Consider the following 15112-nt stretch of genomic DNA (forward strand, 5'->3'; position numbering starts at 1 on the left):
CCCTCGAGAAGACAAATCACGCGCGTTTGTCTCGTCGGGGCGCGGTGGCATCGCTGGTGAGACGCATCGAAAATTTCTCTATAACGATTTGATAACAAAACTGCCGTGATCAGCGCACTTCTGCCTACTCGACCGTAACCACCTGCATGCAGGACGTTTGTCCCGAAAGCCTTCGGCCCGTGCCGAACTGCGCGTTATGCAACGGGTGGTTACCCGAGCGTAGAACTCTTCAGTAACCATTTCGGGCGCGAAATCGAGGCGTGTTCTTATGACACGCTTAGTGCGGCTGGAGTGCACGGAAGGCGGTTCGCAGGAAGTCGCGGAACGACTCAGAACCGCCCGACCGAACCAGTGGGATTCGACGCCGAATCGCGTGGCGCCGCGGCGGGCAGCCGGGAGCCATCGGAGCTTCTGAGACGACAACCGACGACGAGCATGACGCGGGACAGAGGAGAGAACAAGACGTGACGATCAACGAGCAGCACAGGGTGTCTACCGACCGCACCGCAGGAGCCGCCCCCGCCGGTAATCAGGCCCTCGTCGATCGACTGAACTCCGGTGAGCCCTATGCCGTGGCCTTCGGCGGCCAGGGCGGCTCGTGGTTGGAGAACCTCGAGGAGCTGGTCAGCTCGGCCGGCATCGAGTCGGAGCTCAGCGAGATCGTCGGGGAGGCCGCGCTCCTCCTCGAGCCGGTGGCACGCGAACTGGTCGTGGTGCGCCCGATCGGCTTCGAGCCGCTGCAGTGGGTGCGTGCGCTCGCCGCCGACGAGCCCCTGCCCGCGACGAAACAACTCATCACCGCGGCCATCTCGGGACCTGGCATCCTGCTGGCGCAGATGGCCGCGATCCGCGCCGCCATCCGCCAGGGTCTCGACCTGTACGACGCGCCGCCGGTCGCGATGGCCGGGCACTCTCAGGGCGTCATCGCCTGCGAGTCGCTGCGGTCGCGAGGTGTTAAGGACGCCGAACTTCTGGCGCTGCTGCAGCTGATCGGCGCGGCCGGGTCGTTGGTGTCCCGCCGTCGCGGCATGGTCGGCCGCGGAGACAAGTCCCCGATGGTCTCGGTGACGAACGTCGATCCGGACCGCATCGCCGAACTGCTCGAGGAGTTCTCCTCCGACGTGCGCACCGTGCTGCCGCCGGTGCTCTCGATCCGCAACGGCAGGCGCTCAGTCGTCATCACCGGCACCCCCGAGCAGCTGGGCCGCTTCGAGCTGTACTGCTCCAAGATCACCGAGAAGGAAGAGGCCGAGCGCAAGAACAAGATCCGCGGCGGCGCGATCTTCAGCCCGGTCTTCCACGGCGTGCAGGTCGAGGTCGGATTCCACACGCCGCGGCTGGCCGACGGCGTCGAGGTGGTCGAGCGCTGGGCTGCCAAGTGCGGCATCGACCCCGACCTCGCCCACGAGATGACCGAAGCGATCTTCGTGCGCCCGATCGACTGGGTGGCCGAGGTGGAGCGGCTGCACGAGGCCGGCGCGAAGTGGATCGTCGACCTGGGGCCAAGTGACACCGTGACCCGGCTGACCGCCCCGATCATCCGCGGGCTGGGCGTGGGCATCGTGCCCGCCGCCACCCGGGTCGGGCAGCGCAACCTGTTCACGGTCGGGGCCGAACCCGATGTGCCGCCTGCGTGGTCGAGCTACGCGCCCGCCACCGTGCAGTTGCCAGACGGTTCGGTGAAGCTCTCGACGAAGTTCACCCGGCTGACCGGGCGTTCTCCGATCCTGCTCGCGGGTATGACCCCGACGACCGTCGACGCCAAGATCGTCGCGGCCGCCGCAAACGCGGGTCACTGGGCCGAGCTCGCCGGCGGCGGTCAGGTAACCGAGGAGATCTTCTCCGACCGCATCGCCGAGCTGACCACCCTGCTCGAGCCGGGCCGCGCGGTGCAGTTCAACTCGTTGTTCCTCGACCCCTACCTGTGGAAGTTGCAGTTGGGCGGCAAGCGCCTGGTGCAGCGGGCCCGTCAGTCGGGAGCGCCGATCGACGGCGTCGTCGTGTCGGCCGGCATCCCCGAACTCGAGGAGGCCGTCGAGCTGATCGACGAGCTCAACACCGTCGGCATCAGCCATGTCGTGTTCAAGCCGGGCACCGTCGACCAGATCAAGTCCGTGATCAAGATCGCCGCCGAGGTGCCGAACAAGGACGTCATCGTCCACATCGAGGGCGGCCGCGCCGGCGGGCACCACTCCTGGGAGGACCTCGACGACCTCCTGCTGAGCACCTACGGCGAACTGCGCAAGCTGCCGAACATCACAGTGTGCGTCGGCGGCGGCATCGGCACCCCCGAGCGCGCGGCGCAGTACCTGTCCGGGCGTTGGGTCAGCGAGTACGGCTTCCCCGCGATGCCGGTCGACGGGATCCTGGTCGGCACCGCGGCGATGGCGACACTGGAGGCGACCACCTCCCCGGCCGTCAAGCAGATGCTGGTCGAGACCACCGGAACCGACCACTGGATCAGCGCCGGAAAAGCAACGGGCGGCATGGCTTCCAGCCGCAGCCAACTCGGAGCCGACATCCACGAGATCGACAACGCCGCATCGCGTTGCGGTCGGCTGCTCGACGAGGTCGCCGGCGACGCCGAGGCCGTGGCCGCGCGCCGCGACGAGATCATCACCGCGATGGCCGCCACCTGCAAGCCGTACTACGGCGACATCGGCGAGATGACCTACCTGCAGTGGCTGCAGCGCTATGTCGAGTTGGCCATCGGCGACGGTGACAGCACCGCCGACACCAAGCTGCCCAACAGCGAGTGGCTGGCCGACACCTGGCGTGACCGGTTCGCCGACATGCTGCACCGTGCAGAAGCCCGTCTGCACCCGCAGGATTCGGGTCCGATCCCGACGCTGTTCGGTGACGCCGCGCTGCTGGACGATCCGGACCGCGCCATCGCCACGCTGGTGTCGCGCTATCCCGAGGCCGAGACGCTGCGGCTGCATCCGGCCGACGTGCCGTGGTTCGTCACGCTGTGCAAGACGCCGGGCAAGCCCGTCAACTTCGTGCCGGTGATCGACAAGGACGTGCGGCGGTGGTGGCGCAGCGATTCACTGTGGCAGGCCCACGACGCTCGCTACAGCGCCGACCAGGTGTGCATCATCCCCGGCACCCAGGCGGTGGCGGGTATCACCCGTGTCGACGAGCCGGTCGGTGAACTGCTGGACCGCTTCGAACAAGCCGCGATCGACGAGGCGCTGGCCGTCGACGGTGACCCCGTGCCGGTGGTGTCGCGCCGGCAGGCGCGCGCCGACGTCACCGGTCCGCTCGCGGTGGTGCTCGACTCGCCCGACGTGCTGTGGGCGGGTCGGGTCGCGATCAACCCGGTGCACCGGATCGGCGCTCCCGGCGAGTGGCAAGCCAACGAGAATCGCAACGCGACACATCCGTCGACCGGTGCCCGCCTCGAGCTCAGCGGCGACCGTGTGACCCTGAGCGTACCGCTGTCCGACATCTGGATCGACATCCCGTTCACCCTGCCGTCGTGCACCGTCAACGGTGGCATGCCCGTCGTCACGGTCGAAGATGCCTCGGCCGCAATGCGTTCCGTGCTCGCCATCGCGGCGGGCGTGGACGGACCCGACGCGATGCCGCCGGTACAGGACAACACCGCGACGGTGACCGCCGATTGGGACCCGGAGCGGGTCGCCGACCACACCGGTGTTACCGCGACGTTCGGCGCCCCGCTCGCACCCGGCCTGACGCTGGTGCCCGATGCGCTCGTCGGACACTGCTGGCCCGCGGTGTTCTCGGCGATCGGCGCCGCCGTCACCGACGACGGCTTCCCCGTCGTCGAAGGCCTGCTGAGCCTGGTGCACCTCGACCACGCCGCGCACCTGCTGACGCAGATGCCCAAGACGCGTGCCGAATTGACCGTCACCGCAACGGCTTCCGAGGCGACCGACACCGAGTACGGCCGGGTCGTGCCCGTGTCGGTGCAGATTCGCGACGCCGACGGCACGCTGCTGGCCAAGCTCGAGGAGCGCTTCGCGATCCGCGGCCGCACCGGCGCCGCCGAACTGGCCGATCCGCCGCGTGCGGGCGGCGCTGTCACCGACAACGCCACCGACACCGAGCGTCGCCGCCGTCGCGACGTCACCGTCACCGCACCCACCGACATGAGCGCGTTCGCCGTCGTGTCGGGAGATCACAACCCGATTCACACCGACCGCGCCGCGGCCCTGCTCGCGGGTTTGAAATCGCCTATCGTGCACGGTATGTGGCTCTCGGCCGCCGCACAGCACGTGGTGGCCGCGACCGACGGCAGGGCCGCCCCGCCGGCCCGGGTGGTCGGCTGGACGTCCCGGTTCCTGGGCATGGTGCTGCCGGGCGACGACATCGACTTTCGCGTCGACCGCGTCGGAATCGACCGCGGTGCAGAGATTCTCGAGGTGAGCGCCAAGGTCGGCGGTGAACTCGTGATGTCGGCGACGGCGCAGTTGGCCGCGCCGAAGACCGTGTATGCGTTCCCCGGGCAGGGGATTCAGCACAAGGGCATGGGCATGGAGGTGCGGGCGCGGTCGAAGGCCGCCCGCAAGGTGTGGGACACCGCCGACAAGTTCACCCGCGAGACGTTGGGCTTCTCGGTGCTGCACGTGGTGCGGGACAACCCGACCAGCCTGATCGCCAGCGGTGTGCACTACCACCATCCCGACGGCGTGCTGTTCCTGACGCAGTTCACCCAGGTCGCGATGGCCACGGTGGCCGCGGCCCAGGTCGCCGAGATGCGTGAGCAGGGCGCGTTCGTCGAGGGTGCGATCGCCTGCGGTCACTCCGTCGGCGAGTACACCGCACTCGCCTGCGTCAGCGGTGTCTACGAACTCGAGGCGCTGCTGGAGGTGGTGTTCCACCGCGGCAGCAAGATGCACGACATCGTGCCGCGCGATCACCTCGGCCGGTCGAACTACCGGCTGGCCGCGATCCGCCCGTCCCAAATCGACCTGGACGACGCCGACGTCAAGGAGTTTGTCGCCGACGTCTCGCGCAGCACCGGTGAATTTCTTGAGATCGTGAACTTCAACCTGCGTGGTTCGCAGTACGCGATCGCCGGCACGGTGCGCGGCTTGGAGGCGCTGGAGGAGGAGGTCGAGCGGCGCCGCGAGATCAGCGGCGGCAAGCGGTCGTTCATTCTGGTGCCCGGTATCGACGTGCCGTTCCACTCCTCGGTGCTGCGGGTCGGCGTGGCCGACTTCCGCCGCTCCCTGGAGCGGGTGATGCCGCGCGATCAGGATCCGGATCTCATTGTCGGCAAGTACATCCCGAACCTGGTGCCGCGGCCGTTCACGCTGGATCGCGACTTCATCGAGGAGATCCGGGATCTGGTGCCTGCCGAGCCGCTCGATGAGATCCTCGCCGACTACGACACCTGGCGTAACGAGAAGCCGCGCGAGCTATGCCGCAAGATCGTCATCGAGTTGCTGGCGTGGCAGTTCGCCAGCCCGGTGCGGTGGATCGAGACGCAGGACCTGTTGTTCATCGAGGAAGCCGCGGGCGGTCTGGGGATCGAGCGCTTTGTCGAGATCGGTGTGAAGTCCGCGCCGACGGTCGCCGGTCTGGCCGCCAACACGCTCAAGCTTCCCGAGTATTCGCACAGCACAACCGAAGTGCTGAACTCCGAGCGCGATGCCGCGGTGCTGTTCGCCACCGACACCGACCCCGAGCCCGAACTCGAGGACACACCGGCCCCAACTCCCGCGGCCGAAGCCGCCGCGCCCGTCGAGATGGCCGCACCGGCCGCCCCCGCACCGGCAGCGCCCGCCGGCGGACCCCGCCCGGACGACCTGACGTTCGACGCCGCCGATGCCACCATGGCGCTGATCGCGCTGTCGGCCAAGATGCGCATCGACCAGATCGAGCCGCTGGACTCCATCGAGTCGATCACCGACGGTGCGTCGTCGCGTCGTAACCAGCTGTTGGTCGACCTCGGCTCCGAGCTCAACCTCGGCGCCATCGACGGGGCGGGCGAAGCCGACCTGGCCGCGTTGAAGGGGCAGGTCACCAAGTTGGCCAGGACTTACAAGCCGTTCGGGCCCGTGCTGTCCGACGCGGTCAACGACCAGCTACGCACGGTCTTCGGGCCGTCCGGTAAGCGTCCGGCCTACATCGGCGAGCGGGTCACCAAGACCTGGGAGCTGGGCCCGGGCTGGATCAAGCACGTCACCGTCGAGGTGGCGCTGGGAACCCGCGAGGGGACCAGCGTGCGCGGCGGCGAGTTGGGTGGTCTGCACGAGGGCGCGCTGGCCGACGCCGCGACCGTGGACAAGGTGATCGACAGCGCGGTCGCCTCGGTAGCGGCTCGCCGCGGTGTGGCCGTGTCTCTGCCGTCGGCCGCGGGAAGCAGTGGGGGCGTGGTGGATTCCGCCGCGCTGACCGAGTTCGCCGAACGGGTCACCGGCCGCGACGGCGTGCTCGCCTCGGCGGCGCGGATGATTTTGGGTCAGCTCGGCCTGGACACCCCGGTCCCGGTGCCGGAGGCCACCGACGCCGAGCTCATCGATCTGGTCACCGCCGAACTGGGTTCGGACTGGCCGCGTCTGGTGGCGCCGGTGTTCGACGGCCGCAAGGCGGTGCTCTTCGACGACCGCTGGGCCAGCGCCCGCGAGGACCTGGCTCGCCTGTGGTTGTACGACGAGGACGAGATCGACAGGGACTGGCAGCGACTCTCGGAACGCTTCGAGGGCGCAGGCCACGTGGTCGGAACACAGGCCACCTGGTGGCAGGGCAAGGCGCTGGCGGCGGGTCGCAACATCCACGCCTCGCTGTACGGTCGCGCTGCCGCGGGTGCCGAGAATCCGGGCACCGGCCGCTACCACCACGAGGTCGCCGTCGTCACCGGCGCGTCCAAGGGCTCGATCGCGGCGTCGGTGGTCGCGCAGTTGCTCGACGGCGGTGCCACCGTCATCGCGACGACGTCCAAGCTCGACGACGACCGGCTGGCGTTCTATCGGACGCTCTACCGCGACCACGCCCGCTGGAATGCGAAGCTGTGGGTGGTGCCCGCCAACATGGCGTCCTACACCGACATCGACGCGCTGGTTCAGTGGGTCGGCACCGAGCAGACCGAAAGCCTTGGGCCGCAGTCGATCCACATCAAGGACGCCCAGACCCCGACGTTGCTGTTTCCGTTCGCCGCTCCACGGGTGGCGGGCGACCTGTCCGATGCCGGGTCGCGCGCCGAGATGGAGATGAAGGTGCTGTTGTGGGCGGTGCAGCGGCTGATCGCCGGCCTGTCCCACATCGGCGCCGAGCGCGATATCGCCGCACGCCTGCACGTCGTGCTGCCCGGTTCGCCGAACCGCGGCATGTTCGGCGGTGACGGCGCCTACGGCGAGGCGAAGTCCTCGCTCGACGCTCTGGTCTCGCGGTGGAAGGCCGAATCGTCGTGGGCGCAGCGGGTTTCGCTTGCGCATGCGCTGATCGGCTGGACCAAGGGCACGGGTCTGATGGGCCACAACGACGCGATCGTCGGTGCGGTCGAAGAGGCCGGAGTGCGCACGTTCACCACCGACGAGATGGCGGACATGCTGCTCGGGCTGTGCGACATCGAGGCCAAGGTCGCCGCGGCGCGTGAGCCGCTACAGGCCGACTTCACCGGCGGGCTGGCCGATGTGGACATCGACATGGCCGAGCTGGCCGCCAAGGCCCGCGAAGAGATGGTGTCCGAAAGCCTCACCGAGGACACCGATCCCGAGGGCACCGTGCGCGCCCTGCCGTCGCCGCCACGCGGTTTCAAGTCCGCCCCGGCGCCCGAGTGGGCCGACCTCGACATCGATCCCGCCGACATGGTGGTGATCGTCGGCGGCGCCGAACTCGGGCCGTACGGCTCCTCGCGAACCCGTTTCGAGATGGAGGTCGAGAACGAGTTATCGGCCGCCGGCGTTCTCGAGCTGGCGTGGACGACCGGGCTGGTCAAGTGGGAGGACGATCCCACGCCGGGCTGGTACGACACCGAAACCGGTGACCTGGTCGACGAGGGCGAGCTGGTGGAGCGCTACCACGACGCCGTGGTCGAGCGGGTCGGCATCCGCGAGTGGGTCGACGACGGAGCGATCGACCCGGATCACTCCTCACCGCTTCTGGTTTCGGTCTTCCTCGACAAGGACTTCACGTTCGTCGTGTCGTCGGAGTCCGAAGCCCGCGGATTCCTGAGGTTTGATCCGGAGCACACCGTGATCGCCCCTGTGCCCGACAGCGGCGACTGGCAGGTGACCCGTAAGGCCGGCACCGAGGTTCGGGTTCCGCGGAAGGTCAAGCTGTCCCGCACGGTGGGCGCGCAGATTCCGACCGGATTCGACCCGATGGTCTACGGCGTCAGCCAGGAGATGATGAACTCCATTGACCGGCTGGCGATCTGGAACCTCGTCACCACTGTCGACGCGTTCCTGTCGGCTGGCTTCAGCCCGAGCGAGCTGATGCGCTGGGTGCATCCGAGCCTGGTGGCCAGCACTCAGGGCACCGGCATGGGCGGCATGACGTCGATGCAGACCATGTATCACGGCAACCTGCTGGGCCGGAACAAGCCGAATGACATCCTGCAGGAGGTGCTACCCAACGTCGTCGCCGGACACGTCGTCCAAAGCTACATCGGCAGTTACGGGGCGATGATCCATCCGGTGGGGGCGTGTGCGACAGCGGCCATCTCCGTCGAGGAGGGCGTCGACAAGATCAAACTGGGCAAGGCCGAGTTCGTGGTCGCGGGCGGGTACGACGATACGACTCTCGAGGCGGTCATCGGCTTCGGCGACATGGCCGCCACCGCGGACACCGAGATGATGCGCGCCAGGGGCATCAGCGACTCGAAGTTCTCCCGCGCCAACGACCGTCGTCGGCTGGGGTTCGTCGAGGGGCAGGGCGGCGGGACCATCCTGCTGGCGCGCGGTGACCTCGCGCTCAAGATGGGGCTGCCCGTGCTCGCGGTGGTGGGCTACGTGTCGTCCTTCGGCGACGGTGTGCACACCTCGATCCCGGCGCCCGGCCTCGGTGCGTTGGCCGCCGGCCGCGGCGGTCGCAAGTCGCAGCTGGCGAACTCGCTGGCCGAGCTCGGCGTCGGACCCGACGACATCGCGGTGGTGTCCAAGCACGACACGTCGACGTTGGCCAACGATCCCAACGAGACCGAGCTGCACGAGCGGCTCGCCGACGCGCTGGGCCGCTCCGACGGCGCACCGCTGTTCGTGGTGTCGCAGAAGAGCCTGACCGGTCACTCGAAGGGCGGCGCCGCAGCGTTCCAGATGATGGGGCTGTGCCAGATCCTGCGCGACGGCGTCATCCCGCCCAACCGCAGCCTGGACTGTGTCGACGACGAGCTCGCCGGCTCCGCGCACATGGTGTGGCTGCGGGAGACCCTGCACTTCGGCGGCTCGTTCCCGCTGAAGGCGGGGCTGATCACCAGCCTGGGCTTCGGCCACGTGTCCGGTCTGATCGCGCTGGTGCATCCGCAGGCGTTCCTGGCCGCGCTGACCCCCGAGCAGCGCGCGGACTACAAGCAGCGTGCGGATGCCCGGGTGCTGGCAGGCCAGCACCGGCTGGCATCGGCGATCGCCGGCGGCAAGTCGCTGTACGAGAAGCCGGCCGACCGCCGGTTCGGCCACGACGCCCCCGAGAAGCGGCAGGAAGCCGACATGCTTCTCGATCCGGCATCGCGGCTCGGCGACGACGACGTGTATGTCCCCGGCGGAAGCGGGCGATGAGCGCTTGCGCGACGAGCGAAGGGTATGAGATAACGTTCGGCCCATGGCGATAGTCGGGGTGGGGATCGACCTGGTCTCCATTCCCGAGTTCGCCGAACAGGTCGACCAGCCAGGGACGGTGTTCGCCGAGACGTTCACCCCCGGTGAGCGGCGCGACGCCGCCGACAAGAGTTCGTCGGCGGCCCGCCATCTGGCAGCGCGCTGGGCGGCCAAGGAGGCCGTCATCAAGGCGTGGTCGGGGTCGCGGTTCTCCAAGCGGCCGGTGCTGCCCGAAGGCATCCACCGCGACATCGAGGTCATCACCGACATGTGGGGCAGGCCGAAGGTTCGGCTGTCCGGCGCGATCGCTGAGCACCTGAAGGACGTGACGATTCACCTGTCGTTGACCCACGAGGCGGGTACCGCCGCCGCGGTCGCCATCCTCGAAGAGCGCTAGCGTCGAACTTCCGCGAGCGACCGTGTCGGCACGCGACACGCCGCGGAATTGCGGCACTTCGCGGTCGCTCGCGGTGAATGACTGACCCGCTAGTGTCGTCGCCATGAGCAATCTGGTCCAGCGGGTGCGGGAGGTGTTGCCGGCGGTTCGGCGCGATCTGGAAGATTTGGTGCGCATCGAATCGGTGTGGGCGGACCCGGCGCGGCGCGGCGAGGTGCAACACAGCGCCGACGCGGTGGCGAAGCTGTTGGTCGACGCCGGTTTCGGTGATGTGCAGATCGTCAGCGAGGGCGGTGCGCCCGCGGTCATCGCGCGCCATCCCGCACCGGCGGGAGCGCCGACGGTGTTGTTGTACGCCCACCACGACGTGCAACCCGAAGGCGATCCAGCGCAGTGGCTTTCGCCGCCGTTCGAACCGACCGAGCGGGACGGACGCCTCTACGGTCGAGGCACCGCCGACGACAAAGCGGGCATCGCAACACATTTGGCGGCCTTCCGCGCACACGGTGGCAATCCGCCTGTCGGCGTCACCGTGTTCGTCGAAGGGGAGGAGGAGTCGGGGTCCCCGTCACTGTCGCGACTGCTGGCCGCGCACCACGACACCCTGGCCTCCGACGTGATCGTCATCGCCGACTCCGACAACTGGAGCACCGACGTGCCCTCACTGACGGTGTCGCTGCGCGGCCTCGTCGACTGCGTCGTCGAGGTGGCCACCCTCGATCACGGCCTTCACTCCGGGCTGTGGGGTGGCGTCGTACCCGACGCGGTCAGCGTGCTGGTGCGGTTGTTGGCCAGCCTGCACGACGACGACGGCAACGTCGCGGTGGCCGGCCTGCACGAAGGTGTGGCCGCCGACGTCGACTTCCCGCCCGAGCGTGTCCGCGAAGAGACCGGCCTGCTGGCGGGCGTGTCCGAAATCGGTTCGGGCTCAGTACCGCAACGGTTGTGGGCCAAACCGGCGATCACCATCATCGGGATCGACACGACGCCGATCGACAAGTCGTCCAACACCTTGATCCCGCGAGCGCGCGCCAAGGTCAGCATGCGCATCGCGCCGGGTGCAGACGTGGAACAGCACATGGAGGCGTTGACCCGCCATCTCGAGCAGCACACCCCGTGGGGTGCCCAGGTGACCGTCACCCGGGGCGACCACGGGCAGCCGTACGCCATCGACGCCACCGGCCCGGTCTACGACGCTGCCCGAGCGGCCTTCCGGGAGGCGTGGGGCGCCGAGCCCGTCCACACCGGCGTCGGCGGTTCGATCCCGTTCATCGCCGAGTTCGCCGATGCATTCCCGTCGGCGAAGATCTTGGTGACCGGCGTGGAAGACCCTGCGACACAGGCGCACAGCGTCAACGAGAGCCTGCACCTCGGGGTGCTGGAACGCGCCGCGGTGTCCGAGGCCCTGCTGCTGGCGAACCTCGCGTCGCCGAGGTGAGCGGCAGCTATCGGATTTCGCGTCCCGACGTTCGCCAGCCGAGGTAACCGAACAGCACGCTGACAATGAGATAAATCGCTGCTCCTATCCACGGTGAAGCTGCGCTCCATGTTGTCCCGAAATAGTGGGGTTCGTTGAGCATTCCGGCCGCTATCGCAAAGCCCATACTCGCGTGCACCACCCCGGCACCGGCGAGAAATCCGCACAAGAACTTGAAGACCTCACGCTTCCTCACGGCTGCCTCCCCTGAGCCGGAGTGTGCTGAACCGAACCGAGATAGCCGAAGGCAGCACTGAAGGCGCCGTGGATCGCGGCTTCCACCAGCGTCTTCCCCACGCCCCACTCGCGTCCCCGCCAGATCGGCACGGAGACGATGCCTCTGGCCGTTTCGGCGGCGTAGACGGCGTGTCCGAACCCGGCGGCCGCCATGACCCCGCCCATGAATTCGAAGATGTCGCGGTTCATGTCAGGTCCCCTTCCGGTCAGCGACACATCATGATCAGGATTGACCACATGGCCGAGGTCGGGGTAGAGCACTAGGTCACCGCGAGCCGGGTCCGACAACTCTCACCACCGCCCACGCTCCGCTGTGAGACTGGTGTTATGGCCCGCAGTGACAACCAAGTGTCGGAGCCCGATCTCACGTTGCGCAGTCTGGGCGCCGCGAGCACGGTGACCGGCTCCAAGCACCTCGTTGAAAGCGACAGTGGGCGGATCCTCGTGGACTGCGGGCTGTTCCAAGGGGTGAAGAATCTACGTGAACTCAACTGGACGCGGTTCGCCGTAGACCCCTCCAGTATCGACGCGGTCGTCGTGACGCATGCCCATCTCGATCACACCGGATACCTGCCTCGGTTGGTTCGCGAGGGATTTCGCGGGCCGATCGTGTCCACTGAAGCGACCGCCGCCGTCGCCGACATCATCCTGAAGGACAGCGCCATGCTTCAGGAGCGCGAAGCGGTGTTCCTGAACAAGCACAAGGCCACCAAACACCATCCCGCCCTCCCGCTGTACGACAGCAAGGATGCCCAGCGCGCTCTCGACTTGTTCACCACCCGCCCGTTAGGGGTCGAGTTCGGCCTGCCCGGTGGCGGGCCGGCAGTGACCTTCCGCCGCGCCGGCCACATCCTGGGGGCTGCCACCGTGGACTTGGCGTGGCACGGCCGCCGGATCGTCTTCACCGGCGATCTGGGCCGCTACGACGATCCGGTCATGCTTGACCCGGACCCAGTGTCGGCCGCCGACTACCTGGTGATGGAGTCGACCTACGGGGACCGCGTGCATGAACGTGGCGATCCCACCGCAGCTCTCGCCGAGGTCGTCGACGCCACGGTGAATCGCGGAGGCACCCTGTTGATACCGGCCTTCGCGGTGGGGCGCGCTCAGACCCTGCTCTACCACCTGTGGCAGCTGCGCTCGGTGGGCAGACTGCCCGATGTCGCGGTCTACCTGGACAGTCCGATGGCGATCGACGCCAGCAATCTGCTCGGCACCTATCAACGCGACCACCGGCTGCCTCCGGAGGTCTACGAGGGCATGTGCGCCATGGCCACCTACACGCGAGAGGCCGAGCAGTCCATGAGGATCTCGGCCAACCGGGAGGCCAAGATCGTGATCTCGGCCAGCGGCATGGCCACCGGCGGTCGGATCCTGCACCATCTCAAGGCATTTGCTCCCGATCCCCGCAACACGATCATGGTGACCGGTTATCAGGTGCCGGGCACCCGCGGCCGATCGATCGCCGCCGGCGAACGGTTCGTAAAGATCTTCGGCGAGTGGATCCCGATCAAAGCGCAGGTGGCGAACCTACAGATGCTGTCCGCGCATGCCGATGCCGATGAGCTCATCCGGTGGGCCTCCGGGTTCACGACTCCGCCGCGGCAGGTGTTCGTCGTTCACGGCGAGCCGCAGGCAGCCGACAACCTGCGCCGGCGCCTGGACCGTGAGTTCGGTTGGCAGGCAACAGTTCCCAGAATGAATCAGCTGTTCGCGCTGTGAGGCGTTGAGCGACAAGCGCTCAAACGGACAGGTCGCGTCGTAGCTTGGCGACGTGCCCGGTGGCCCGCACGTTGTACTGGGCGACCTCGATCTTGCCCTTCTCGTCGACGACGAACGTCGACCGGATCACGCCCTGAACGGTTTTGCCGTACATCGTCTTTTCGCCGAAAGCGCCCCAGGCGGTGAGCACTTCGCGATCCGGGTCCGACAGCAACGGGAAGGTCAGCTTCTCCTTGTCGCGGAACTTGGCCAGCTTCTCCGGCTTGTCCGGCGAGATGCCGATGACGTCGAGGCCGGCGTCGTTGAGTTCATGCAGGTTGTCGCGGAAATCGCAGGCCTGTTTGGTGCAGCCGGGGGTCGAGGCCGCCGGATAGAAGTACACGATGACCTTGCGGCCCTTGAAGTCGGACAACTTGACGGTGTTGCCGTCGGCGTCCGGCAGGCTGAACGCAGGGGCTTTATCGCCGACCTCGAGTCGCGGAGTCTGTGGCATGCGCGGGCATCCCTTCTGTCGACCGGTGCGCTACAGCGAGCGCGGGCTGCTCTAGGGTAGATCGGCAGGCTCCATCTGGGAGCACCGACTTGGACGGCTTGGAGGCGCACGTGGCAGACCGCGATCCCGAGACCATCAAGCAGGACATCGACCAGGCTCGGGAGCAACTCGCGGCGACGGTGGACACCCTCGCCGAGCGTGCCAACCCCAGTCGGTTGCTCGACGACGCCAAGTCGGCGGCAATCCGATTTGTGACGAAACCCGCAGTGGCGGTGTCGCTTGCCGGCGTCGGAGTCGTTGCGCTCGTGCTCGTCGTGCGCCGGATCCGGCAGAACTGAGCGAATGCTCTCAGCGCCGTCGCGGCGTGCGGAACAGGTCGGAGAACGAGAAACCAGGAGGATTGGCGACCCGGCCGAGCCGGTTGCAGCTGTGCACAGCGACCGGAATCTGGGCAGTTACTTCGGCTGACGCGCCCGCGCCCGCTCCGTCTGCCGCAAATGAACCGCTAGGCTGCGCCATCAGCTAAGTCCCTTTTTCCTTCCGGCTTTTTGCTGTTTTGGTGCTTCTCGTAGATCAGCTAACGTGACTGTAGCAGACCGGCTTCTTTTATCGCAGCTTGAACCATAGAAGGTCTAGTGGACCAGCGTCTCCGCAACGGTGGTGAAGGTGAGATCTTTGTCTCCATAAGCTGCGTTATGTAGTCCACAGCACACATTCCGCACACGACAGCAAATTGATGTCCAGAATTTACGCAACCGTAATCCGGCAACGTCGCCGTGGACGTTTGCGCGCGTCACCGCGTGGGAAAAAAGAACGCGACCGTGACGCACTGTCACGGTCGCACTCAAACGAAGCTTGTGCGCCGTCAGGGTTTCGAACCCCGGACCCGCTGATTAAGAGTCAGCTGCTCTACCAACTGAGCTAACGGCGCGCGGGTGCGACAATAACAGGACTTGCTGTGCAGGACGAAATCTCCGGCCCGGACCTCGCTTCGACGTTGTCCGCGTCGCAACCCGGACCCGATTTTGCCCTTAGACTGTTGCCAAGAATCATCGATCCCG

7 protein-coding genes and 1 tRNA gene are annotated in these 15112 nt (G+C 67.4%); 5 read left to right on the top strand and 3 right to left on the bottom strand.

Annotated elements, in window-relative coordinates; genetic code table 11:
- The first annotated feature begins 464 nt into the window (after positions 1 to 464).
- The 3 genes from CEX87_RS05575 (at position 465) to CEX87_RS05585 (ending at position 11560) form a co-directional block, all read left to right on the top strand.
- A complete protein-coding gene (locus CEX87_RS05575) occupies positions 465 to 9686 on the top strand; it encodes a type I polyketide synthase (protein WP_094286305.1) in 9222 nt (3073 codons plus the stop codon).
- Between the two features lie 43 nt (positions 9687 to 9729).
- Complete coding sequence (acpS, locus tag CEX87_RS05580; RefSeq protein WP_064396968.1) at positions 9730 to 10122, top strand: holo-ACP synthase AcpS; 393 nt, start codon at positions 9730 to 9732, stop codon at positions 10120 to 10122.
- Positions 10123 to 10225: 103 nt separating this feature from the next.
- Complete coding sequence (locus CEX87_RS05585) at positions 10226 to 11560, top strand: dipeptidase (protein ID WP_094286308.1); 1335 nt, start codon at positions 10226 to 10228, stop codon at positions 11558 to 11560.
- Between the two features lie 231 nt (positions 11561 to 11791).
- Here CEX87_RS05585 and CEX87_RS05590 read toward each other — a convergent pair whose 3' ends face one another.
- A complete protein-coding gene (locus CEX87_RS05590) occupies positions 11792 to 12025 on the bottom strand; it encodes a hypothetical protein (RefSeq protein ID WP_142301070.1) in 234 nt (77 codons plus the stop codon).
- Between the two features lie 138 nt (positions 12026 to 12163).
- Between CEX87_RS05590 and CEX87_RS05595 the strand changes: the two genes are divergently transcribed.
- Positions 12164 to 13558: an MBL fold metallo-hydrolase RNA specificity domain-containing protein gene (locus tag CEX87_RS05595; RefSeq protein ID WP_094286312.1), complete on the top strand. Its 1395-nt coding sequence runs from the start codon at positions 12164 to 12166 to the stop codon at positions 13556 to 13558.
- A 19-nt stretch (positions 13559 to 13577) separates the two neighbouring features.
- On the opposite strand, the gene bcp is transcribed toward CEX87_RS05595, so the two are convergent.
- A complete protein-coding gene (gene bcp / locus CEX87_RS05600; protein ID WP_064396964.1) occupies positions 13578 to 14051 on the bottom strand; it encodes a thioredoxin-dependent thiol peroxidase in 474 nt (157 codons plus the stop codon).
- 110 nt (positions 14052 to 14161) lie between these two features.
- Between bcp and CEX87_RS05605 the strand changes: the two genes are divergently transcribed.
- Positions 14162 to 14389: a DUF3618 domain-containing protein gene (locus CEX87_RS05605; RefSeq protein WP_064397418.1), complete on the top strand. Its 228-nt coding sequence runs from the start codon at positions 14162 to 14164 to the stop codon at positions 14387 to 14389.
- Between the two features lie 520 nt (positions 14390 to 14909).
- Here CEX87_RS05605 and CEX87_RS05610 read toward each other — a convergent pair.
- A tRNA-Lys gene (locus CEX87_RS05610) sits at positions 14910 to 14982 on the bottom strand.
- Positions 14983 to 15112: the final 130 nt, after the last annotated feature.

The sequence above is a fragment of the Mycobacterium lehmannii genome (assembly GCF_002245535.1).
GTDB classification, from domain to species: domain Bacteria; phylum Actinomycetota; class Actinomycetes; order Mycobacteriales; family Mycobacteriaceae; genus Mycobacterium; species Mycobacterium lehmannii.